This window comes from Shinella sp. 838, assembly GCF_029623935.1.
Classification (GTDB): domain Bacteria; phylum Pseudomonadota; class Alphaproteobacteria; order Rhizobiales; family Rhizobiaceae; genus Shinella.
Map to the genome: position 1 here is coordinate 169,008 of NZ_JARSBQ010000004.1, position 23,189 is coordinate 192,196.

17 protein-coding genes are annotated in these 23,189 nt (G+C 64.9%); 12 read left to right on the forward strand and 5 right to left on the reverse strand.

What is annotated here, in order from left to right:
• Positions 1–173: 173 nt before the first annotated feature.
• On the reverse strand, positions 174–2,252 hold the full coding sequence (gene capA, locus P9A16_RS15405) for a caprolactamase subunit alpha (protein WP_023513788.1): 2,079 nt from the start codon (positions 2,250–2,252) through the stop codon (positions 174–176).
• 13 nt (positions 2,253–2,265) lie between these two features.
• Positions 2,266–4,026: a caprolactamase subunit beta gene (gene capB, locus P9A16_RS15410; protein WP_024271200.1), complete on the reverse strand. Its 1,761-nt coding sequence runs from the start codon at positions 4,024–4,026 to the stop codon at positions 2,266–2,268.
• 242 nt (positions 4,027–4,268) lie between these two features.
• On the opposite strand from capB, the gene P9A16_RS15415 reads away from it, so the two are divergent.
• On the forward strand, positions 4,269–5,231 hold the full coding sequence (locus P9A16_RS15415) for a helix-turn-helix domain-containing protein (protein ID WP_023516173.1): 963 nt from the start codon (positions 4,269–4,271) through the stop codon (positions 5,229–5,231).
• Here the strand turns inward: P9A16_RS15415 and P9A16_RS15420 are convergent.
• Together P9A16_RS15420 and P9A16_RS15425 are read right to left on the reverse strand one after the other, a co-directional pair.
• On the reverse strand, positions 5,226–6,428 hold the full coding sequence (locus tag P9A16_RS15420) for an amidohydrolase (RefSeq protein WP_024271199.1): 1,203 nt from the start codon (positions 6,426–6,428) through the stop codon (positions 5,226–5,228). The genes P9A16_RS15415 and P9A16_RS15420 overlap by 6 nt on opposite strands.
• Before the next feature lie 19 nt (positions 6,429–6,447).
• Entirely contained in the window at positions 6,448–7,815 is a 1,368-nt protein-coding gene (locus P9A16_RS15425) for an amidohydrolase family protein (RefSeq protein WP_278025752.1), read from the reverse strand.
• A gap of 155 nt (positions 7,816–7,970) precedes the next feature.
• Between P9A16_RS15425 and P9A16_RS15430 the strand changes: the two genes are divergently transcribed.
• From P9A16_RS15430 to P9A16_RS15450, 5 genes are all read left to right on the forward strand, one after another.
• Positions 7,971–9,545: an ABC transporter substrate-binding protein gene (locus P9A16_RS15430; RefSeq protein WP_023515891.1), complete on the forward strand. Its 1,575-nt coding sequence runs from the start codon at positions 7,971–7,973 to the stop codon at positions 9,543–9,545.
• Positions 9,546–9,764: 219 nt separating this feature from the next.
• The gene (locus tag P9A16_RS15435) at positions 9,765–10,730 is read left to right on the forward strand and encodes an ABC transporter permease (protein ID WP_023515892.1); all 966 of its coding nucleotides are present in this window, start codon (positions 9,765–9,767) and stop codon (positions 10,728–10,730) included.
• Positions 10,730–11,626: an ABC transporter permease gene (locus P9A16_RS15440; protein ID WP_023515893.1), complete on the forward strand. Its 897-nt coding sequence runs from the start codon at positions 10,730–10,732 to the stop codon at positions 11,624–11,626. Before P9A16_RS15435 ends, P9A16_RS15440 begins: the two co-directional genes overlap by 1 nt.
• A 1-nt stretch (position 11,627) precedes the next feature.
• Positions 11,628–13,337 carry a dipeptide ABC transporter ATP-binding protein gene (locus P9A16_RS15445; RefSeq protein ID WP_024271198.1) on the forward strand — a complete coding sequence of 570 codons (1,710 nt, stop codon included), beginning with the start codon at positions 11,628–11,630 and terminating at the stop codon, positions 13,335–13,337.
• Positions 13,338–13,444: 107 nt separating this feature from the next.
• Complete coding sequence (locus P9A16_RS15450; protein WP_023515475.1) at positions 13,445–14,887, forward strand: amidohydrolase family protein; 1,443 nt, start codon at positions 13,445–13,447, stop codon at positions 14,885–14,887.
• A gap of 48 nt (positions 14,888–14,935) precedes the next feature.
• On the opposite strand, the gene pdxR is transcribed toward P9A16_RS15450, so the two are convergent.
• Positions 14,936–16,414, reverse strand: coding sequence for a MocR-like pyridoxine biosynthesis transcription factor PdxR (gene pdxR, locus P9A16_RS15455; protein WP_023515474.1), 1,479 nt, complete (start codon positions 16,412–16,414; stop codon positions 14,936–14,938).
• Positions 16,415–16,553: 139 nt separating this feature from the next.
• On the opposite strand from pdxR, the gene tauA reads away from it, so the two are divergent.
• The 6 genes from tauA (at position 16,554) to xsc (ending at position 23,114) form a co-directional block, all read left to right on the forward strand.
• A complete protein-coding gene (gene tauA, locus P9A16_RS15460) occupies positions 16,554–17,573 on the forward strand; it encodes a taurine ABC transporter substrate-binding protein (protein ID WP_037408629.1) in 1,020 nt (339 codons plus the stop codon).
• A gap of 89 nt (positions 17,574–17,662) precedes the next feature.
• Positions 17,663–18,475, forward strand: a complete 813-nt coding sequence (locus tag P9A16_RS15465; protein ID WP_023513817.1) for a taurine ABC transporter ATP-binding protein — start codon at positions 17,663–17,665, stop codon at positions 18,473–18,475.
• Positions 18,468–19,295, forward strand: coding sequence for an ABC transporter permease subunit (locus tag P9A16_RS15470; RefSeq protein WP_023513816.1), 828 nt, complete (start codon positions 18,468–18,470; stop codon positions 19,293–19,295). Before P9A16_RS15465 ends, P9A16_RS15470 begins: the two co-directional genes overlap by 8 nt.
• A gap of 209 nt (positions 19,296–19,504) precedes the next feature.
• Positions 19,505–19,891, forward strand: a complete 387-nt coding sequence (locus tag P9A16_RS15475; RefSeq protein ID WP_278025753.1) for a nuclear transport factor 2 family protein — start codon at positions 19,505–19,507, stop codon at positions 19,889–19,891.
• An 18-nt stretch (positions 19,892–19,909) separates the two neighbouring features.
• A complete protein-coding gene (locus P9A16_RS15480; protein WP_023513814.1) occupies positions 19,910–21,310 on the forward strand; it encodes an NAD(P)/FAD-dependent oxidoreductase in 1,401 nt (466 codons plus the stop codon).
• A 28-nt stretch (positions 21,311–21,338) separates the two neighbouring features.
• Positions 21,339–23,114: a sulfoacetaldehyde acetyltransferase gene (gene xsc / locus P9A16_RS15485; RefSeq protein WP_023513813.1), complete on the forward strand. Its 1,776-nt coding sequence runs from the start codon at positions 21,339–21,341 to the stop codon at positions 23,112–23,114.
• The last annotated feature ends 75 nt before the right edge of the window (positions 23,115–23,189 follow it).

Sequence of the window (23,189 nt, forward strand, 5' to 3'; positions counted from 1 at the left end):
AAAACCGCCGATTATACAGACGTTTAGGCGTATCTCGCAAAACGCATTTGCGGTTTCATTGGCGTGTATGCAAAGCGCCTTCTGTTTTTTTGATGCATGGCCGCCATAAACCAGAAGGCGCTTTGCAACGGGACGTTTCGGGCGGCTCCGCTGGCGCAACCGCCCAGGGCCGATTAGGTGCGGGTCAGCAGGTAGCTGCCACTTTCATGCAGCACGCTCGTCCAGCCGGGCTCGATCACGATGGTCGTCGTCACCTCCTCAATGATCGCCGGTCCCTCGATGCGGGCGCCCGCGCCGAACTTCGCGCCGTCATAGATCGGCGTGGACGTCGCCTTGCCGGATTGGTCGAAGATCGCCTCGCGGTAGCCTTTCAGGGCCGCTTTCGCCTCGCCGCCTTCGGCGAGTTTCGGCGGACGGACCTTTTCGATGAGGCCGTAGACGGTGGATTCGAGATTCACCACCTCGACCGCACTGTGGCGTTCGGCATAGGTGTAGAGTTCCTCGTGACGGGCGTGGAAGGCGTCCTTGACCTTCTCGATCGTCGTCCCGTCGATCGGGAAGGTGCCGATATCGACCGTGCATTCATGCACCTGGCCAACATAGCGCATGTCGATCGAGCGCTTGATGGCGATCGCGTCGTCGGCAAAACCGTCGGCCTTCAAATGCGAAACGCCCTTCTCCTCGATCTCGTGGAACAGGCTGTCGATGCGCTGGTAGGCGGCGGCATTGTCGAGGCGCACCGGGGCCGGGGCCATATAGTTGTATTTGACGTCGGAGATGATCTGGCCGAAGGCGCAAAGGCCGGAGGCGAGTTTCGGCAGGATGATCGTGTCGATGCCCATCTCGCTTGCGAGCGCCGTGATATGCGCTGCCGTCGCGCCGCCCGCGCCCACCAGCACGAAATCGCGCGGATCGTAGCCGCGTTCGACGGAGACGCGGCGGATGCCGTTGACCATGCTGTTGTTGACGATGGCGAACATGCCGTAGGCGGCCTGTTCGACGGAGATGCCGAGCGGTTCGGCGACCCGCGCCACCGCGGCGCGCGCCTTCTCGATGTCGAGCGGCAGCTTGCCGCCGAGCAGACCCTCGGGGTTGAGGTAGCCGAGCACGAGATTGGCGTCGGAGGTGGTCGGCTCGGTGCCGCCGCGGCCGTAGCAGGCGGGGCCGGGCTCGGAGCCGGCCGACTGCGGGCCGACCTGCAACAGGCCGAGCGGGTCGATCCAGCCGATGGAGCCGCCGCCGGCGCCCAGCGTCTCCACCTGGATCATCGGCACGCCGATGCGGTAGCGCAGGAAGTCGATGTTCTTGTTGAGGTTGGTCTGGCCGTTGCGCGTCAGCGTGATGTCGAAGGAGGTGCCGCCCATGTCGACGGTGATGACGTTCTTCTGGTCGAAGGGCGCCCCGGCATAAAGACCCGCCTGCGGCGCGGAGGCCGGGCCGGAATTGATGGCATAGACGGAGCGGTCGGTCATCACCTGGCCGATCGCAAGGCCGCCGTTCGACTGGAAATAGCGCACCGGCTGCTTGGCGCCGAGTTTGCGGAAATAGGCATCGACGGCGGCGACGTAGCGGCGCATGACGGGTGCCAAGTAGGCATTGGTGACGGCGGTGGAGGTGCGGGTGTATTCGCGTACCTGCGGGTAGAGCTCGCCGCCGACCGTCAGGATGGCGTCCGGCATCATCTCGCGCACGATTTTTGCCGCGCGCCGCTCGTGGCTCGGGTCGAGCACCGACCAGACGAAGGAGATGGCGACGGTCTCGACGCCCTCTTTCAGGAACAGGCGGCAGGCCTCGCGTACGTCCTCCTCGTGCAGCGGCGTGCGCACGGAGCCGTCGGAGAGAATGCGCTCGCGCACGCCGCGGCGCAGATAACGCGGCACGAGCATGGTCGCCGCCGGATAATCCGGGTCGTAGCGGAAACCGTCTTCCTTGTGACCGTTGCGGATTTCGATGGAATCCTCGTGGCCTGCGGTGCAGATCAGCCCCGTCTTGCCGCCGCGATGGGTGATCAGCGCGTTGAGGCCGACCGTCGTGCCGTTGATGCAGAGATCGCAGCTCGCGATGATCTCCTCGATCGGCTTCCTGAGATCGGCGGCGATGAGGCCGAGGCCGTTTTCGATGGCCTTGGTCGGGTCGGTGGGCGTGGAAAGCGCCTTGAACAGTTTTACCTCTCCGCTGGCGCGGTCGGCGATGACGAAGTCGGTGAAGGTGCCGCCGGCGTCGATGCCGAGACGATAGGAATGCAGGGTCATGTCGGATCTTTCTTTATGCGCTGGCGCGCAGCCGCGCGGTCTCGGCGGTATCGACGGCGAGGGTTTGCGGGTTGGCGATGGCGACGCCGTAGTCGGCGCGCGCACCTTCGATGGAGACGAGGCCGTTGCGCACGTCCCAGACGACCTTCTCCACCGGCCGCTCGAAGGGATTGCCGTAGCCGCCGCCGCCCGGATTGAGGTTGGTGATGGTCTGGCCCGGCTTGATGGTTTCAATGATGTTCTTGCGCTCGACCTCGACCTTGCCGTCGCGGCGCAGCTCCACGCGGCCGACCTTGGTGTCGACCATCGCCGATTTTGCGCCCGCCGCGCCCATGGCGGGAATGCGCCGGCCCTCGCCGAAACCGATGCACAGCATGTCGCCGTTGAGCGGTTCCACCTCCCAGGCGGTGCCGGAGCCGCCGCGGAATTTTCCTGCGCCGCCGGAATCGGTCATCAGCGAATAGCGGTGGATGACGATGGGGTAGGAATATTCGAGCAGTTCGACGTCGCCGGAGGTGAGCGCGCCGAAGCAGCATTCCGGGCCGACGGCGTGCCAGCCGTCCTGCTTGGGCGTCGCGCCGCCGCCGGAGATGATGGTGGCGAGCACCATGGTCACGAATTCCTCGTTGGTGCGGGAATCGCGGCCGGCGATGTTGAGGCCGTTGGCATGGCCCCAGGAGGCGGAGACTTTTGAGGGCATCGCCTTTTCGAAGGCGAGGCGCACGGCGTCGGTCAGCGTCTCCATCGGCGTCGTCGTGCAATTCATGTGCGGGGCGGGTTCCTGCGCGTTGCAGAGCGTGCCCTTCGGCCCGAAATCGAGGCTGACGCAGCGATAGAGGCCCTCGTTGTAGGGTGGCGGCAGGGCGGCGAACATCATCAGGCCGAGATAGACGCCGGAATGGGAATTGCCCTCGTAGGAGTTGATGAAATAGGGGATCTGCGGCGGGCTCGCGATGGCGATGTGGCAGCTATCGCCCGTGACCGTCACGGTCGCCTTGATCTCGAAATCGCCGAAACCGTGGCCGGCATCTTCCAGGATCGCGGACCCCTCGTAGGTGCCGTCGGGCACGGTGGATATCAGCGCGCGCATGTGCCGGTCGGCCATGTCGAGCAACGTGTCGACGCAGGCGTCCACCTGTTCCTTGCCGTATTTGTCGAGCATGGCGATGAGGTTGCGCTCACCCACTTGGCAGGCGCCGATCAGTGCCCGGAAATCGCCCTCCTGGTCGCGGCGGGCGCGCATGTTGGTGAGGATCATGTTGAGCACGTCGTGGCGCGGCGTGCCGCGGTCCCAGATTTTGACCGGCGGAATGCGCAGGCACTCGGCGTAGATTTCCGTGGCGTTGGGGTTGTAGCCGGCCGGAACGGGGCCGCCGATATCGGTGAGATGGCCCTTGCAGACGGTCCAGTAGACGAGTTCGCCCTTGTAGAAGACCGGCTTGTACATGCAGGTGTCGATGGCGTGGCTGCCGCCGAAGGCCGGGTCGTTGTGCAGGAACAGATCGCCCTCGTGGATGTCGTCGCCGAAGAAGGCGGCGACCGCCTTCATGGCGGGAATGAGCGAGCCGAGATGGATCGGGATGTCCTGGCCTTGCAGGATCATTTCCGGCCGGGCGTTGAACAGCGCCGTCGAATAGTCGTGTGCCAGGTTGAAGACCGACGAGCGGGCCGTCTTTTCGAGCGCGAGCGTCATTTCACGCTGGGTCGTCTCGAGCATGCCGCGCACGACCGACAGGGTGATCGGGTCTACCTTGGAAGTCTGGGTATGATTCATCGTGTTCACGCTGGTTGAGGGCGAGAACCGACGGCCTGGAAACCGTTGGAGGTGCTGATGTGACTGTTCCCTTAAGCCGCCGGTATCTGTCGCACCGTTGAAGCCGGGGTCAATCTAGGCAGAGTTTTCCGCTTCGGTCTTTGCAGTGCGGGAACGACAAATTGCGCTGGGGCGCACAAGCTGTCATTTTCGTTGCCTGGCGGAAATCCTGTGCGTACCTTTGTCCGAAGAGGGGAAGCCGCATGAAGACGAGCATCACCACAAGCGCGACACGCGCCCCGGACCGCAGCCGGCACTGGCACGAGGCCATCGCCTCGGCCTATTTCCCGCTCGACCTGCGTTTCCGTGATCCCGACCGGTTTTCCGGCGACCTGACGACCTGGCAGTTCGGCGACGTCTCGATCTCGCGGCTCACCTCGGATGCCCTGCAATACCACCGCCTGCCGCATCATTTTCGCGCCGCGCGCGACGAGGAGTTTCTGGTGACGGTGCCGGCCAAGGCGGAGGTGTTCTTCTCCCAGTGCGGCAAGGACATCAGATGCCCGCCCGGCGGCTTCTTCCTGGAGCGCAGCAGCGAGCCCTACCAGTTCAGCCATGCCGAGCCGGCGGACATGTGGGTGCTGAAGGTGGAGGGCGACGCACTGGCGGGCCGCATGCGCGCGCCCGATCGCTTCTGCACCCTGCAATTCGAGGCGGACAACGGGGCGGGCGGCCTCTTCACCGACATGCTGCATCTCCTGCCGGCGCGTTTCGACGGCATGACGCAGGAGGCGCGTATCACGGTCGGCCGGCAGCTTGTCGACCTGCTCGTTCTGGCGATCAAGGCGGACGACCGGGTGCTGGTCTCGGGCAATTCCACCGTGCGCGGCGCCCATCTCGCCCGCATCGAAGCGTATGTCCGTGCCAATCTCCAGGACTTTCGCCTGGATCCGGAGCGTATCGCGCGGGCCTGTGGTATCTCCACCCGCTACCTGCACGAACTCTTCCGCGATACGGGGCAGACGGTGCGGAGCTGGATCCGTGACCAGCGGTTGATGGCTTGCCGGGAGGCGCTGGAAGACCCGAACAATGTCGAGACGGCAGCGGAGATCGCCTATCGCTGGGGTTTCGGCGACCAGACGCAGTTTTCCCGCGTCTTCAAGGCCGAGTTCGGCGTGCCGCCGGGCGAATTCCGTGAAAACGCCCGGGCTGGCCGCCTGTCATAGGGCGAAGAGGCTGGAAAGTTCCGCGACCGGCTCGCCGTTCCGCACGAGCACGCGGCCACGGCGGATGACGGTGCGTTTTTGCGGCGTCAGCGCCACGGCTTCTGCGAGCGTTCGGGCGGGAACCAGCACGACGTCACCGAAATCGCCATTCGCAAAACCGTAGCCGGAAAGGCCGATGCCTTCAGCGCCGCCGAAGGTGCAGATGCACGTCGTTTCCGCTAGGTCCGCATCGTTGGTCATGCCGTTGCGCTGGGCGAGGTATTTTGCCCGTTCCAGCATGTCGCCATTGCCCCAGGGCTCCCAGGTACCCTGGATGCCGTCCGAGCCGGAGGCGGTCGTGAGGCCGCATTCGCGCATCAGGCGCAGCGGCAGGGCAGGCGCCGTGGGGCTGCCGACCGTCATGACAGAAATGTTTTCCGCTGCCATTGCCTCGATCAGCGCGCGCTGGCGGGCCGGATCCAGCATGCCGAGGCAATAGGCGTGGCTGACCATGACGCGGCCCTGCATGGCCAGCGCCCGCGTCCGCTCGACGATCAGTTCGAGGCAGAAGGCGCCAAGATCGCCGGGTTCGTGCAGGTGGATGTCAATCGGCTTTCCGTAACGCTCCGCGAGGGCGAAAATTTCGCCGAGATGGCGCACCGGATCGCGGTCGATGGTGGCGGGGTCGATGCCGCCGACGATATCGGCTCCGGCCCGCATCGCGGCGTCCATCAGGTCCAGCGTGCCCGCGCGCGGCAGCATGCCGCTCTGCGGGAAGGCGACGATCTGCACGTCCACGAGATCGCGCACCGCCTCGCGGGTTTCGATGACACCCTCGATATTGGCGGTGCCGATCTCCGTATCGACGTCGATATGGCTGCGGATGTGCAGCACGCCGTATTTCAGTGTCTGGAGAACCTGGCGGGCGGATTGCCGGCGGGCGTTGATGCCGAGGTCGCGCTTGGCCTTGCGGTCGGCGAGGATGCGGTCGTTGCGGTTCGGGCCGATGCGGTTCTCGAACCAGTCCATGCCGATCAGCGTCTTGTCGAGATGAGTATGGGCTTCGACGAGGCCGGGAAGCGCGATGAAACCGGCGGCGTCGATCACCTCTGCCGGCGGCTGATCGCCGGGCGAGCTGAAGCGGCCGTCGCGGATGACGAGATCGACCGGTGCGCCGCCGAGGGGGCGGGCGTTGCGGATGAGAAGGTCTTTGCTCATGGCGTTCTCCTTTTCGCGCTCACGCGAGGCCGGCGCGGCGCATGGCCAGGCGAAAGGCCTTTTCCGCCCGGTCGAGGATCGCGCCCTCGTCGGCCTGCACCAGCTTACGCCCGCGCATCAGGATGCGGCCTGCAACGATCGTCGTGTCGACATCCGCGCCGTTGGCGAAGCGCGCGAGGCGCTGCACCGGATCGGTAGGCGGCCAGAGATGCGGCTGACGCATGTTGACAAGGAGAATGTCGGCGCGCTTGCCGACCTCCAGCGAGCCGATCTCGTCTTCCATGCTGAGCGCCCGGGCGCCCTCGATCGTCGCCATTTCGAGAAGCTGTTGCGGCGGCAGCACGGCGTCGTCGCGAAAATGCCGGGCGTGGTAGCGGTGCGCCTGGAACATGTTGCGGAACATGTCGAAGGAGCGGTCGGGCGCTGCAGCATCGGTACCGAGCGAGACGGTGACACCGTCCTCCATCAGCTCCGGCGCCGGGCAGCGGCCGGAAACCGACATCAGCGCGCTCGGATTGTGCGCCACCTTGGCACCGGTACGCGTCAGCACGGCGCGGTCCTCGTCGGTGAGGTCGATGCAGTGGGCGAGCAGCGAACGGGTGTCGAAGAGGTCGAGGCTGGCGTCGTTGGCCGCGATCGAGCCGTCGCGGTGGCCGTCCTGCACCAGGAGCACGCCCTTTTCCCGGGCAAGGTCGCGCGCCTTCAGGCAAAGGGCGCGCACGGCGGGGTCTTGGAGGTCGCATGCATCGAAGACCGGCAGCGAGACGGCGAGCCGTACCCGGTCATTGCGGCTGGCCCAGGCATCGATCAGGGCCGTGCACACCTTCAGTTGTGTATCCGGTAAAACAGCGATTTCGTCATACGATTTAGCGTTGTATTTTCGGTAGATGCTCTTTGCCGAGAGCCGGTTGGGGCCGATGGCCAGCACTTCCCGCAGTCCCATTTCGGCGATAACGGCAAGATGCGCGTTGGCGGCGTCCGGCGCTTCGGTGCGCATGATATCCGGCCCGCCGCCGAAGAGGAGAGCGGCGGTGGTCGTGCCGCATTTGATGCGTTCGGCGGCTGAAAGCGCTGCTTCCGCTGCCCAGAATTCCGCATCCGTCGCCTCGGCGTAGACCCGGCCGGTGATCGTCATCCAGTCTTCTGAATCCCCGCCCAGACCCTTGGTCAGCATGTGTCCGGCGTGAGCATGGGTGTCGATCAGCCCCGGCATGACAACCATGCCGGCGGCGTCGATGCAAGGCGTTTCGGGCGGCATGGCAGGCACATCCGCACCGATGGCGGCGATCCGTCCGTCACGCACCAGCAGGGATGCCCCCTCCAGCACTCTCCGGCCGGCATCCATGGCGAGGATCACGCCATTTTTGATCAGCAATGTGTCGGTCACTCAAAATCCTCCTAAATTGGATACAATTTTTGCATATAGTGTGTGCAAATTCTAGCGCTGGTATCTTGATATTCCATTTTCATTATGTACAGTCATATTCGGAGTGATCGTATGCAAAAATAGTGTTGTATGCATACAAATCTGGGAGAATCCGCATGAAGACCTATGTGAAAACCCTGCTGGCGGGGCTGGCCATGCTGGCGCCGCTTTCCGTACCTGCCCTTGCCGAGACGCTACGCTGGGCGTCGTCCGGTGATGTCATTTCCTACGACCCGAATGCGCAGGTCGACAGCTTTACCCAGAGCGTGCACCACATGGTGTTCGACCCGCTGGTGCGGCGGAACAAGGAGCTGAAGCTGGAACCGGCGCTCGCCACCTCCTGGGAGGTCATCGAGCCGACGCGCTGGCGCTTCAAGCTGCGCCAGGGTGTGAAGTTCCATGAAGGCCAGCCCTTCAATGCCGACGACGTGGTGGCGACGATCCAGCGTCAGATCGATCCCGGCGCACGCAACCGCGAAAATCTCTCCACCGTTACCGGCGTCGAGAAGGTGGACGACTATACCGTCGATCTCATCCTGCGCGGCCCCTATCCGCTGCTTCTCAACGACCTCGCCGCCATCTACATCATGAGCAAGCCCTGGATGGAGGAGCATGATGCGCTGAAGCCGGGCAACGCCTCGACGGGCGTCGTCACCTATGCGAGCAACCACGCCAACGGCACGGGCGCCTTCAAGCTGAAGAGCTACGAGCCGGATTCCCGCTCGGTCTTCGAGGTGAACAAGGACTGGTGGGACAAGCCCGAGCACAATCTCGACGAGGTGGAGTTCCGCCCGATCGCTTCCGATGCGACGCGTGTTGCCGCGCTGCTGTCCGGTGAAGTCGACATGATCGCGCCGGTGCCGTTGCAGGATGTCGACCGCATCGCCGCCACGGACGGGCTGAAGGTGGCCGAGAATCCGTCGCTGCGCACCATCTTCCTCGTCTTCAGCTACCGGCCAGAGCTTCATGCCGCCCCCGGAAAACCCAACCCGATGCTCGACGTGCGGGTGCGTCAGGCGCTCTGGCATGCCATCGACATGAACACGATCCAGAAGCGCCTGATGCGCGGAAAGTCGCGTATCGCCGCCATGCTCGTCGCCCCTGCCGTCACCGGCTATGACGAAACCATCGACGTGCCGCTGCCCTACGACATCGACAAGGCCAAGGCGCTGCTCACCGAGGCGGGCTATGCCGATGGCTTCAAGACGGGGCTCGCCTGCCCGAACGATCGCTACATCGCCGACGAGCAGATCTGCCTGGCGATTGCCTCCATGTGGGCGAAGGTCGGCGTCCAGGTGGACCTCAGCGTCGAGAGCAAGACGACCTATTTCCCGCGCACCGACAAGGGCGAGTTCGATACCTATCTGCTCGGCTGGGCCTCGCTGCCGCCAATGGACGGTTTCAGCCCGCTGCAGTCCCTGCTGGCCACCAACGATGGGGTCTTCGGCGGCAGCAATGCGGATGGGTTGTCCAATCCCGAGATTGACAAGCTGGCGCATGCCGCGGCCGTCGAACTCGACGAAGCCAAGCGTGTCGACATGCTGAAGCAGGCCTTCCGCATCACTCATGACCAGGTGCTCTATCTGCCGCTGCACCAGCAGCCCGTCGCCTGGGCGATGAGCACCAAGGTCGACATGCCGCAGTTCCCCGACGAATACGTTCGTCCCTGGTTCGCGCAGGTCAAGAAGTAACGGGATTCTCCCGAGGCATGGTTCCGGCCGGTGAAAGTTGGCCGGGACCATTTCGCAAACTGGTTTGATCCTCCCGGCCTGCCAAGACGGTGCGCGGGGAGGCGGGGCGAAGAGCCGGTTCACCGGCGTGTTTCGATGCCGTTCCGGATGCCGGGCCGCTACGGCCGTTTGCCGCAATTGCCCGTGGAGCGCAGGCGCTCCCTAGCAAGGACTATAACGATGCTCAGACTTTTCTCGGTGAGGCTGCTCCAGGCGGTCCTTGTCATGCTGGCCGTGACGGCTATCGCCTTCGTCATGTTCCGCTTCGTCGGCGATCCCGTTGCCTCCATGGTGCGCGAAGGGGCGACCCAGGCGGAAAAGGACGCGCTGCGCGCGGCCCTCGGCCTCGACAAGCCTGTGCTGATGCAGTTCATGGATTTCGTCGGCCAGGTGCTGACAGGGGATCTCGGCACGAGCTTCCGCTATCAGCAGCCCGTCGTAAGCCTGCTGATGAGCCGCCTGCCGGCAACGCTGGAACTTGTGATCGTGGCGACCTTCCTGGCGCTCGCCGTCGGCATTCCCCTGGGTGTGCTCTGCGCGCTCAAGCCCAATTCCGTTCTGTCCCGTCTCACCCAGGCGACGACGCTGGTCGGCATTTCCATGCCCACCTTCGTCACCGGCCTGCTGCTGATCCTGGTCTTTGCCGTCAACCTGCGCTGGCTGCCATCCTCCGGCCGAGGCGATCTCGTCGACCTCGGCTTCTGGCAGACGGGCTTCCTCAGCTTCTCGGGCCTGAAATCGCTGATCCTGCCGTCGATCACGCTGGCGCTCTTTCAGCTCACGCTGATCATGCGGCTGGTGCGCTCGGAGATGATCGACGTGCTGTCGTCGGATTACATCCGCTTCGCCTTCGCCCGCGGCCTGCCGCGCGCCTATATCTACGGGCGACTGGCACTGCGCAACGCGCTGATGCCGGTCGTGACCGTCACCGGCCTGCAGATCGGCCAGCTCATCGCGTTTGCCATCGTCACCGAGACGGTGTTCCAGTGGCCGGGCATGGGCCTGCTCTTCACCAATGCCGTCGGCTATCCCGATGTGCCTGTTCTTGCGGCCTATCTGCTCTTCGTCGGCTTCCTCTTCGTCATGATCAACATGATCGTCGACATCCTCTACACCTTCATCGATCCGCGCCTGAGGACACGATAATGGCCACGCAATCCCTGATGCGCCGGCTGCCGCCGGTTTCCGTGATGATCGCCGGCCTGGTGCTTGCCGTCATGCTCCTGCTCGTCCTTTTCGCCCCGCTGATCGCGCCGATGGACCCGCGCGACGTTTCCTCCTACTCGCTGATCGACATGGAGATCCCGCCCGCCTTCATGGACGGCGGCGACCCGCGCTTCCTGCTCGGCACCGACAACCAGGGCCGCGACCTCGTCTCGGTCATCCTGTTCGGCCTCAGAATCTCGGTCGTCATCGGCCTCGGCGCAGTGCTGTTCGCCGCCGCGCTCGGCGTCATCCTCGGCCTCGTCGCCGGTTTCTTCGGCGGCATGGTCGACCATGTGGTGATGCGCATCGCCGACGTGCTCGTCAGCTTCCCGACCATCCTCGTCGCGCTGCTGATCAGCGGCATCGCCCGCGCGCAGCTCAGCGCCGAGACGATGCTGACCTGGGCGCCGCTGGTGCTGATCTTCTCCATCGCCGTCAACGAATGGGTGCAATACGCCCGCACCGTGCGCGCCTCCACCATGGTGGAAGTCGCCCGCGACTACGTGCGCGCCGCCAAGGTCATCGGCCTGCCCTCCGGGCGCATCATGGGCCGCCACATCCTGCCGAACGTCATGAGCTCGGTCATGGTCATCGCCACGATCAACCTCGCCGGCGCGATCCTGACGGAAGCGACGCTGTCCTTCCTCGGCGCCGGCATGCCGCCGACCTATCCCTCGCTCGGCACGCTGATCCGCATCGGCAACCAGTTCCTGTTCTCCGGCCTCTGGTGGATCGCCGTCATGCCGGCGGCCGTCCTCGTCGTCCTCGTGCTCGCCGTCAATGTCATCGGCGACTATCTGCGCGATCGCTTCAACCCGAAACTGATGGCCCGCTGAGATGAACACGACCCCCGTCCTCGACATCAAGAAACTCCGCGTCGAATATCCGCTGGCGAGCGGCGATACGCTCGTCGCCGTCAAGGATATCGACCTCCTGATCCGCCCCGGCGAGATCCACGCCCTCGTCGGCGAATCCGGCGCGGGAAAAACCACCGTCGGCAACGCGCTGATGGGCCTGTTGCAGGCCCCCGGCAAGATCGTCGCGGGCTCCATCGAGATCGCCGGCAAGCCGATCGACCTGCGCACCGGCCGCACCGAGGGCATCGTGCCCGGCCGTGACGTCGGCGCGATCTTCCAGGACCCGATGACGAGCCTCAACCCGCTCTTCACCGTGGAAAGCCAGCTCTGCGAAGGCATGCTGACGCACCTGAAACTCTCCCGCGCCGAGGCGAAGGCCCGCGCGCTGGAGCTGATGAAGGCCGTCGGCATTCCCGAACCGGAACGCCGGCTCGGCTCCTATCCGCACCAGCTTTCCGGCGGCCAGCGCCAGCGTGTCGTCATCGCGACGGCGCTCGCCTGCAGCCCGCAATTGATCGTCGCCGACGAGCCGACCACGGCGCTCGACGTCTCCGTGCAGGCGCAGATCCTGAAACTGATCCGCGATCTCGCGGACCAGCGCGGCGTGGGCGTGCTGCTCGTCACGCACAATATGGGTGTCGTCGCCGAAATCGCCGACCGCGTCACCATCATGCAGAACGGTGCCGTCGTGGAAAGCGGCTCGGCCCGCGAGGTGCTGACCGCTCCCAAGGCCCCCTATGCCCGCACGCTGATCGCCGCCGTGCCGCCGATTGAACACCGGCTCGAACGCCTGCCGGTGCCGAGCGAGGAAACGCAGGTGACGCTCGATGCGCGCGCCGCCGTGCGCGCCAAGAGCACGAGCAGCGAGACGGGCAGCCGCGACGACGTGATGCTCTCCGTCAAGAATCTTGCCGTTGAATATGGTGGCCGGTCGCTGATCCCCGGCCGCAAATCCTCCGTCTTCCGCGCGGTGAAAGGCGTTTCTTTCGACGTGCGCCGCGGAGAGATTTTTGGCCTTGTCGGCGAATCCGGCTGCGGCAAGACGACCGTCGCCAACACCATTGCCGGCCTCGTCACTCAGAGTTCCGGCAATATCGATTTTCAGGGCACGGCGCTCGGCGCAAAACGCGAGAAATCCGTGCGCAAGTCCCTGCAGATGGTGTTCCAGGACCCGTATTCGGCGCTCAACCCGCGCTTGCGCATCAACTCGGCCATCGCTGAGCCGATCCTGTTCTACAAGCTCGCCTCCAATGCGGAGGAGGCCCGGCAGGACGCCAGGACGCTGCTGGAAGCGGTTGGATTGCCGGCGGATGCGGGCGGCCGCTTCTCGCACGCCTTTTCGGGCGGCCAGCGCCAGCGCATCGCCATCGCCCGCGCACTCGGCCCGCGCCCGTCGCTCCTGATCTGCGACGAGCCAACCTCGGCGCTCGACGTCTCGGTGCAGGCCCAGCTCCTCAACCTCCTCAAGGACCTGCGCGCCCTCGCTGGCCTCTCCATGCTGTTCATCAGCCACGATCTGGCGGTCATTCGCCAGATGTGCGACCGCATCGCGGTGATGAAGTCGGGCGAGATTGTCGAGCTGGCGGAGACCGAGACGCTGTTCACCGCACCACAGCACGACTACACCAAGGAACTGCTGCGCCTCGCGCCCTCGCTCGACCGAATCCTGTCGCGGCAGGCGGCGGAGTAACGTTGCGCTCCGTCCCTTCTCCCCGCTGGGGAGAAGGGACGGAGCGGCACCGGTTCACGTTAAGGCGTCCGTGTGTCAGAGACTGAACCGAACCAATGGAGACCGCCATGGCCGACATCCTCATCAAGAACGGCACCGTCATCGCCATCGATCCGGACCGCCGCATCATCGCCGACGGGGCGGTCGCCATCACCGGTGACCGTATCGTCGCCGTCGGGCCGACCGCCGAGGTGGAGGTCGCGCATCCGGCCGCAGAGGTCATCGATTCGCGCGGTATGGCGATCATGCCGGGCTTCGTCGATGCGCATGCTCATGCCGGCCATGGCCTGATCAAGACGCTCGGTGGCGGGAAGAGCGATCCGTGGTATCAGGCCTGCCGCGGCGCCTATACCGTCGGCTCGACGCCGGATTTCTGGTATACCGAAGCGCAACTTGCCGCGCTGGAGCGCCTGCGCTTCGGCGTCACGACGGGCGTCTCGCTGCTTGGCGGCGGCGATTCCGTCATGCGCACCGACGAACCGCAATATGGCGATGCCCATATGGAAGGCGTGCTTGGTATCGGAACACGCTCTGTGGTGGCGGTCGGCACGACCCGCCCGCCTCATCCCCTGACCTATGCCCGCTGGCACGGCGAGACACGCACCGACTATCCCGTTTCCTTCGACCAGCAGTTTTCGACCTGCAAGGCGCTTATCGACCGCTGGCACGGCAGCCATGGCGGCCGCCTGCACCTCGCCTTGCTGACGCCCACCTTGCATCAGGGTTATCGGGACACGGCGGGAGCGCAGGAGGCCGTCGCCCAGTCACGTGCCGTCAAGCGCCATGCCGAGGAACGCGGCCTCGTCTTCACCCAGGACGGCCACACCAGCGGCAGCGTGCGCATCGCGCATGAGATCGGGATCCTTGGCCCGCGCACCCTCCTGTCCCATGCAACGGGCCTCGATGCGGAAGAAGTTGCGATCTGCGCCGAGACCGGCACGACCATCGTGCACAATCCGAGCGCTGTTGCCGCTATCCTGGCGCGGTGCCCCGTGCCGGAGCTGCTGGATGCGGGTGTCACCGTGGCCATTGGTTCGGATGCGACGGCACCGGATCGTTCGGCCGACATGTTCCGCCACATGCAGCAATGCATGCATTACCACCGCACCCATTTTCACGATCCAAGCTGGCTTCCGCCCGGCAAGGTGCTGGAAATGTGCACCATCGACGCTGCGCGGGTGCTTGGGCTCGAGGCGGAGATCGGTTCACTCGAGCCGGGCAAGAAGGCCGATATCATCCTCGTAGACCTGCGCCGCCCGCACCTCTACCCCGCCCACATGCCGGAATTCCGCGTCACCTGTTTTGCCAACGGCAACGACGTGCACACCGTTCTGGTCGATGGCAGGGTGTTGCTGCGCGACCGCAGGCCCGTCCATGTCGATCAGGACGCGGTGCTCGACGCGGCGCAGCGCGAGGCCGAGCGTATGATCGACCGGCTGGATTTGCGTTACGCGCTGGAGACGCCGCGCATGTTCTGGCGCCACAGCCGGGACCTCGACGTGCTCGACTGAACGGCGACGGGGTAGCCGCAAGCAGGCGCGCGCCTTTGGTGCAACATGTCATCCCGGCATCAGGCGTTCGATGCCCGCCCTGAGACGTGAAACGCCCTCGACGATATTGGCACGCGGGATCGAGGAATAGCCCATGCGGAAGTAGCGGCATGGCTGGTCGTTTCTCGGGAAGAACGGCGAGCCGGATTCGACGAGGACGCCGTCCTGGCGAAGTGCGGTGACCAGCCTGTCGGCATCGAGCCCGTTTGGCCCTTCCATCCAGAAGGACGTGCCGCCGAAGGCTGAGGAACCGACGACCGTCAATCCCTCGCGCTCCAACGCATCGGCCATGAGGACATGGCGCTTGTGGTACTCGGTGCGCATGCGGTGGAGCACGGCATCATAGTGGCCGAGCGCCAGGAAATAGGCGGCCGTGCGTTGCAGGTGGCCGGGCGGGTGGCGCAGCATCAGCGAGCGCAACGCCCGCGCCTCGCGGATGAACGGCGCGGGCGCGACGAGATAGCCGAGGCGAAGCCCCGGAAACAGCGATTTCGAAAAACTGCCGATATAGAGCACCCGCCCGGTGGAATCGAAGGCTTTCAGCGCCGGCGAGGGCGGGGCGAGATAGCTGATCTCGAATTCGTAGTCGTCCTCGACGATGACGAAATCCTTCTCCGCCGCCGCCTGCAAAAGCCGCGTGCGCCGGTCGATCGGCATGGTCGCGCCGGTCGGCGAATGGTGGCTCGGCGTGACGAAGACGGCATCGGTATCGTCGGGCAGCCCATCCGGCGGCAGGCCCTCGCCATCGACGTCGACAGTGGTGACCTTTGCGCCGCTGAGGAGCAGCGAGGCGCTGATATCGGGATGGCACGGGTTTTCACACACCGCGCTGGAGCCCCTGTCGAGGATCAGCCGCGTGACCATCCACAGCGCATTCTGCGCGCCGACGGTGATGAGCACCTCGTCCGGATTGGCATGGATGCCGCGCCGCGGCAGGGTGCGCGAGCAGATGTAATTGACCAGCCGCACGTCGTCGGCGGCGGCAAAATCGCTCGCCATCAGGATGAAATCCTCGCGCGCCAAGGCGCGGCGGGCGCAATCGCGCCAGGCGTTGAGATCGAACAGCGTCGGGTCCATCTGGCCATAGAGGAAAGGGTAGGGATAGCGCCGCCAGTCGAGCGGTTTTGAAACCTGGCGCACCACCTCGAAGCGCATCTTCATCTTGCCCGTCCAATCGACCGGGGCGGAGCCGGCGGAGGGACGGTCGCCTTCCACGCCGCGCCCCGGCGGATTGCCGGCGATGCGATAGGAACTGCGGTCGGCCGCCTCGACATAACCCTGCGAGACCAGCTCCTGATAGGCGAGCGTCACCGTGATGCGGGAAATGTTGAGGTAATCCGCGAGCTTGCGGGTGGAGGGCAGGTGCGCGCCGGGCTGCACGCGGCCGGCCAGCACTGCCGAGACCAGCGTTTCGCGCAACTGCGCCTGCAAGCCCAGCCCGCTCTCCCGGTCGATGAAGAAAATCGTCTCGGAAACGTTGGTGCGCACGTCTTCCGTCCTCCGTCCCGCCAATCTGGATCTATTCAACTTCCAAACTGGATATAACGCAAGGCAGGCTTCGCCCTTATCACTTTCATCAAGAAGACCGGGAGGAAACCGGCTCAAGCACCAATCGATGAGGAGAACGATGATGCTTTTCAAACATTTTCAACGCATGACCGCGACCGCCGGCCTTCTGGCGGGCCTTCTTGCTTCCAGTGCCGCCTATGCGGAAACCAATCTGGTCGTCGGCTATCAGCAGATCGTCGGCCCGTTCGTCGCCGCCATCGCCGACGGCCGTTTCGACGCGGCGGCCAAGGAGGTCGGTTACACGATCGACTGGCGCCAGTTCTCGTCGGCCGGCGACATCACCACGGCGCTCGCCTCCGGCGACGTGCCGATCGGCGTGCTCGGCTCGACCGGCACGGCGGCGGCCGCGACCCGCGGCGTCGAGCTGCAACTGTTCTGGATCCTCGACAACATCGGCAAGTCCGAGGCGCTGGTCGCCCGCGATGGCTCGGGCATCGAGACACCCGCCGACCTCAAGGGCAAGAAGGTCGCCGTGCCCTTCGTCTCGACCTCGCATTTCCACCTTCTGGTCGGCATGAGCAAGGTGTGGAACGTCGATCCGCGCGAGGTGGAGATTTTGAACCTGAAGCCGCCGCAGATCGTCGCCGCCTGGCAGCGCGGCGATATCGACGCCGCCTATGTCTGGCCGCCGGCGCTCTCGGAAATCCTCAAGACCGGCAAGGCGATCTCGGACAGCGAGGTCATCGGCGCGGCCAGCGTGCCGACCTTCGACGGGCTGGTGGTCGACAAGGCCTGGGCGGCGGAGAACCCCAAGCTGATGGAGGCCTTCACCAAGGTTCTCGCCGAATCCTATGCCGACTACAACGCCAACAAGACGAAGTGGACGGTGGACTCGCCCGAGGTACAGGGTATCGTCAAGCTGATCGGCGGCGACGGGCCGAGCACGGTGGAGGCGCTGGGGCTGCTCTCCTTCCCCAATGCGGACGAACAGGCCTCCGACACCTGGCTCGGCGGCGGGGCGACGCGGGCGCTCACCGAAAGCGCCAAATTCCTCGTCGAGCAGAAGCAGATCGGCAAGTCGCTCGACGATTATACGCCCTTCGTCAATGCGGATTTCGCCGCGGCGGCGGCGAAGTAACCATCCGTCGATGGCGCACCGGCCGGTGGAGCGGCCGGTGCTGCCATCTTCGCTTAGAGACGTGATCGAGGTGCAGGGAGGCATTTCTCATGGAAACACTCAGCGTCAGGAACATCAGTCTGACCTATCCGGGCTTGTACTCGGACCAGGCGGTGATCGCCCTGAAAGGCGTCAATCTGACCATCAAGAGCGGCGATTTCGTCGTCGCGCTCGGCGCTTCGGGCTGCGGAAAGACCACGCTGCTCAACCTGATGGCGGGCTTCATGGCCCCCTCTGAGGGTGATATCTCGCTGGGCAATCACCGGGTCAACGGTCCCGGCGCCGAGCGCGGCGTGGTGTTCCAGAAACATGCTCTTCTGCCCTGGCTCAACGTCATCGAGAACACCGAATTCGGCCTGAAGCTGCGCGGCGTCGACAAGGCGGAGCGGCGGGAGATCGCGACGAAAAACCTCGCCCTCGTCGGCTTGCAGGATTTCCACCGTCACATGATCTATCATCTCTCCGGCGGCATGCAGCAGCGCGTCGGCATTGCGCGGGCGCTGACCTGCGACCCCGCCATGCTTTTGATGGACGAGCCGATGGCGGCGCTTGACGCGCTGACGCGCGAGACCATCCAGGAACTGCTGCTGGAGGTCTGGCAGCTCACCAACAAGATGTTCTTCTTCATCACGCACAGCGTCGAGGAGGCGCTGTTCCTCGGTTCGCGGCTGATCGTCATGTCGCCGCGCCCGGGCCGCATCACCCATACCTACGAGCTTGATTTCAACCGCCGTTTCCTCGCCGAAGGCAATGCCCGCGCGATCAAGTCGAGCCCGGAATTCATCCGCATGCGCGAGGAAGTGCTCGGCATCATCTATGGCGACGAACGTGCGTCCGGCAACCCGGAGGTGGCCCATGCTTGACAGAGTGACACGGGCCAAGCCCGCCAAGGCCGGCAAGATTTTTGGCGCGCCGGGCGACGGCAGCAGCGGCCTGATCAGCTTCGTGACGGCGGCCGTGCTCGTCGCAATGTGGTTCCTCGTGACGGAGTCCGGCTGGGTCAAACCGCTCTTCCTGCCGTCTCCGCTGTCCGTCTGGGACAAGTTCTGGCTGGCGATGACGGAGGGCGTTTCGAACTCGACGCTGGCGCAGCACACGCTCGCCAGCATCGGCCGCGTCTTCGGCGCCTTCCTGCTGGCGCTGGTGACGGCTGTGCCGATCGGCATCCTGATGGGCGTCAACCGCTTCGTGCGCGGCCTGTTCGATCCGATCATCGAGTTCTACCGCCCGCTGCCGCCGCTCGCCTATCTACCGCTGGTCATCATCTGGCTCGGCATCGGTGAATTCCCCAAGGTGTTCCTGATCTATCTGGCGATCTTCGCGCCGATGGCGATTGCCGCAAGGGCAGGGGTGCGTTCGGTCTCGACGGAGCAAATCCACGCGGCCTATGCGATGGGCGCCACCCGCGGGCAGGTCATCAGCCAAGTGATCATGAAGGCGGCCCTGCCGGAGATCTTTACCGGCATGCGCATCGGCATCGGCGTCGGCTGGACGACCCTTGTCGCGGCGGAAATGGTCGCAGCCAACCGCGGCCTCGGCTTCATGGTGCTCAATGCGGCGGAAAACCTCGAAAGCGACACTGTGATCATGGGCATCTTCATCATCGGCCTCTTCGCCTTCGCCTTCGACCTGCTCATCCGCTACCTCGAAAAGACGCTGATCCCCTGGAAGGGGCGCATCTGACCGGCGGCGACGAGAGCAATTCCAGCAAAAGTGCGCAGCGGTTTTGCGTCAGGAATTGCCGAAAAACAAAGAGATAGAGCGTTTTAGCGATTCGAAGAAAAGCGGAAATGCTCTAGCCCCGACACTTCATTTCCCCGGCCGTGGCGGCCTTTCAAAGACGGCGTTTCCCGTCTCCGGCGAAGCCATGCCTTGCGACAAAGGACAGGACGATGACACTCACCGCAACCGATCTCAAAAGCGTGTTCGATGCCTTCAACCGGCATGACGTCGACGGGGTCATGGGTTTCTTCGCCGAGGACTGTGTGTTCAACGCCGTCGGCGGCCCTGATGTTTACGGCACCCGGATCGAAGGCGCCGTGGCGATCGCCGACGCCTTCAGCGGCGTGTGGAAGGCGATGCCGGATGCCGAATGGGGCAACCACAGCCATTTCGTCAGCGGCGACCGCGGCGTTTCCGAATGGACCTTTTCCGGCACGGCCGCCGATGGCAGCCGCATCGAGGCGGAGGGCTGCGATCTCTTCACCTTCGAAAACGGCAAGATCGTCCGCAAGCAGGCGTTCCGTAAGAACCGGCCGGTTCTGCAGCCCCGCTACTGAGGGATGGGAGGCAAGGCCATGCAGATGCGCACCATTCCCCCGAAAACCGGCAGGGCGCCGTTCGATCCCGCCTATGATCCCGAACACGCCAAAAGCCCCGGCACCGGCAAGGACTATGCGCCGACCTACTGGATCGGCACCGCCGGCCCCGAGCCGGAGGACGACGGCCCGGTGACGCGCGATATCGATGTCGACGTCGCCATCATCGGCTCCGGCTATACCGGCCTGTCCTGCGCCATCCATCTCGCCCGCGAGCACGGCATCAAGGCGACGGTGCTGGAAGCCAACGGCGTTGCCTGGGGATGCAGCACCCGCAACGGCGGGCAGGCGCAAATCTCCGCCGGCCGCCTGAAACGCTCGCAATGGATCGCCCGCTGGGGCGTCGATGTCGCAAAGCGCATGCATGCGGAAATATCCGAGGGTTTCGACCTGTTCCGCGCGCTGGTCCGCGAGCCTGACATCGACTGCGATCCGCAGGATGGCGGCCATCTCTACATTGCGCACCGCGACAAGGTCCTGCCGAACCTCGAAAACGAGGCCCGCGTCCTCAACGACACGTTCGGCTATCGCGCCCGCATGGTCTCGCGCGAAGAGATTCACAGCGACTTCGTCCGCGATGCGGAAGCCCGCGGCGCGATGTACGAGCCTGACGGCATGGGCATCCACGCCGCAAAGCTCGCCTTCGGCTATCTCCGGCTGGCGCGGCGCCTCGGCGCGACGGTGCACACGTCGAGCCCGGTGCTCGACTGCACGGCGAAGGGCGGCGTGCATTATCTACGGACGCCGGGCGGCACGGTGCGCGCTCGCGCGGTCTGTATCGCGACGGCGGGCTACACCTCGCCCGGCATGAATGCGCTGACGAAGCACAGGCTGATGCCGATCCTGTCGAATTCGGTGGTGACACGACCGCTGACGGCGGCCGAGCAGGAGACGCTGAACTTCAAGGCGCGCATTCCGTTGACGGATACGCGCACGCTCCGCCACTACTACCGCATGCTGCCGGATGGCCGGGTGCAGATCGGCAGCCGCAGCGCCATCACCGGGCGCGACGCCACCAACCCGAAACATCTCGCGCTGCTGCTGGAGGGGCTCTACCGCAAGTTCCCGATCCTGCGCGGCATCGAGATCGACTATTCCTGGTGGGGCTGGGTCGATGTCAGCCATGACATGATGCCGCGCATCTTCCAGCCGGACCCCGCGCAAAACCTGTTCTACGCCATGGGCTATGGCGGCAACGGCGTCATGTATTCGGCGCAGGCCGGGCGTCGCATGGCGCAGATGGTCGCCGGCAAGGGCGCGGGCCTCAACCTTCCGATCTTCACCTCGCCGCTGCCGAGCCACGGGCTTCTCACCCCGTTCCGCCGGCTCGGCCAGTGGGGCATGTACCGCTGGTACTACCTGCGCGACGAAATCCTCTAACCCATTGAAATCAGAAAGGGAACACGCCATGAAAATGACCACCGAGGAAGCCTTCGTCAAAGTTCTGCAGATGCATGGCCTCGAACATGCCTTCGGCATCATCGGCTCGGCCATGATGCCGGTGTCGGACCTCTTCCCGAAGGCCGGCATCAAATTCTGGGACTGCGCGCACGAGACCAATGCCGGCATGATGGCCGACGGTTTCAGCCGCGCGACGGGCACCATGTCGATCGCCATCGGCCAGAACGGCCCGGGCGTCACCGGCTTCATCACGGCGATCAAGACCGCCTACTGGAACCACACGCCGCTCCTGATGGTGACGCCCCAGGCGGCCAACAAGACGATCGGCCAGGGCGGCTTCCAGGAAGTCGACCAGATGGCGATGTTCAAGGAGATGGTCTGCTACCAGGAAGAGGTGCGCGACCCCTCGCGCATTCCCGAAGTGCTGAACCGCGTCATCGAAAAGGCCTGGCGCGGCTGTGCTCCGGCGCAGATCAACATCCCGCGCGACTACTGGACCCAGGTGATCGACGTCGACCTGCCGGCCATCGTGCGCTTCGAGCGCCCGGCCGGCGGCCCGCAGGCGATTTCCGAGGCGGCAAAGCTGCTGTCGGAAGCGAAATTCCCGGTCATTCTCAATGGTGCGGGCGTCGTCATCGGCGGGGCGATCGGCGCGTCCATGAAGCTCGCCGAACGGCTGGATGCGCCGGTCTGCTGCGGCTACCAGCACAACGACGCCTTCCCGGGAAGCCACCGCCTGTCGGTCGGCCCGCTCGGCTATAACGGCTCGAAGGCGGCGATGGAGCTGATCTCCAAGGCCGATGTCGTGCTGGCGCTCGGCACGCGGCTCAATCCCTTCTCGACCTTGCCGGGCTACGGCATCGACTACTGGCCGAAGAACGCCGCGATCATTCAGGTTGACATCAACGCCGACCGCATCGGCCTCACCAAGAAGGTGACCGTCGGCATCTGCGGCGACGCCAAGCAGGTCGCCGGCCAGATCCTGGAACAGCTCTCCCCCTCCGCCGGCGATGCCGGGCGCGAGGCGCGTAAGGCCGCCATTCACCAGACCCGCTCGGCCTGGCAGCAGCAGCTCTCCTCGATGGACCACGAGGACGACGATGTCGGCACGGAATGGAACGAGAGCGCCCGCTCGCGCGAGCCGAACCGCATGTCGCCGCGCCAGGCCTGGCGGGCGATCCAGGCCGCGCTGCCGAAGGAGGCGATCGTCTCCACCGACATCGGCAACAATTGCGCGATCGGCAATGCCTATCCGACCTTCGAGGCGGGCCGGAAATATCTGGCGCCCGGCATGTTCGGCCCCTGTGGCTACGGCTTCCCGTCGATCGTCGGCGCCAAGATCGGTTGCCCGGATATGCCGGTCGTCGGTTTTGCCGGCGATGGCGCCTTCGGCATCTCGATGAACGAGATGGGTTCGATCGGCCGCGAGGGCTGGCCGGCGATCACCATGGTGATCTTCCGCAACTATCAATGGGGTGCGGAAAAGCGCAACACGACGCTGTGGTATTCCAACAACTTCGTCGGCACGGAGCTGAACCCCAATCTCAGCTACGCCAAGGTGGCCGAGGGCTGCGGGCTGAAGGGCGTCGCCGTCGATACGCCGGCGGCCCTCACCGAGGCGCTGGCAAATGCCATCGCCGACCAGAAGCGCGGCGTGACGACCTTCGTCGAGGTCATCCTTAACCAGGAACTCGGCGAACCCTTCCGGCGTGATGCGATGAAGAAGCCGGTGCCGGTTGCCGGCATCGAGCGCGCCGACATGCGCCCGCAGAAGCGGGCCTGATCCTCCCCGACCCATGTCCCGCCCGGCAGGAAAACCGGGCGGGCCCGTCTTCCCGCAAGCGACCGGAACGACATC

Bases quoted from the DNA above. Each gene is read 5' to 3' on its own strand.
- capA (WP_023513788.1), bottom strand. From the start codon at position 2,252: ATGACCCTGCATTCCTATCGTCTCGGCATCGACGCCGGCGGCACCTTC.
- capB (WP_024271200.1), bottom strand. From the start codon at position 4,026: ATGAATCATACCCAGACTTCCAAGGTAGACCCGATCACCCTGTCGGTC.
- P9A16_RS15415 (WP_023516173.1), top strand. From the start codon at position 4,269: ATGAAGACGAGCATCACCACAAGCGCGACACGCGCCCCGGACCGCAGC.
- P9A16_RS15420 (WP_024271199.1), bottom strand. From the start codon at position 6,428: ATGAGCAAAGACCTTCTCATCCGCAACGCCCGCCCCCTCGGCGGCGCA.
- P9A16_RS15430 (WP_023515891.1), top strand. From the start codon at position 7,971: ATGAAGACCTATGTGAAAACCCTGCTGGCGGGGCTGGCCATGCTGGCG.
- P9A16_RS15435 (WP_023515892.1), top strand. From the start codon at position 9,765: ATGCTCAGACTTTTCTCGGTGAGGCTGCTCCAGGCGGTCCTTGTCATG.
- P9A16_RS15440 (WP_023515893.1), top strand. From the start codon at position 10,730: ATGGCCACGCAATCCCTGATGCGCCGGCTGCCGCCGGTTTCCGTGATG.
- P9A16_RS15445 (WP_024271198.1), top strand. From the start codon at position 11,628: ATGAACACGACCCCCGTCCTCGACATCAAGAAACTCCGCGTCGAATAT.
- P9A16_RS15450 (WP_023515475.1), top strand. From the start codon at position 13,445: ATGGCCGACATCCTCATCAAGAACGGCACCGTCATCGCCATCGATCCG.
- tauA (WP_037408629.1), top strand. From the start codon at position 16,554: ATGATGCTTTTCAAACATTTTCAACGCATGACCGCGACCGCCGGCCTT.
- P9A16_RS15465 (WP_023513817.1), top strand. From the start codon at position 17,663: ATGGAAACACTCAGCGTCAGGAACATCAGTCTGACCTATCCGGGCTTG.
- P9A16_RS15470 (WP_023513816.1), top strand. From the start codon at position 18,468: ATGCTTGACAGAGTGACACGGGCCAAGCCCGCCAAGGCCGGCAAGATT.
- P9A16_RS15475 (WP_278025753.1), top strand. From the start codon at position 19,505: ATGACACTCACCGCAACCGATCTCAAAAGCGTGTTCGATGCCTTCAAC.
- P9A16_RS15480 (WP_023513814.1), top strand. From the start codon at position 19,910: ATGCAGATGCGCACCATTCCCCCGAAAACCGGCAGGGCGCCGTTCGAT.
- xsc (WP_023513813.1), top strand. From the start codon at position 21,339: ATGAAAATGACCACCGAGGAAGCCTTCGTCAAAGTTCTGCAGATGCAT.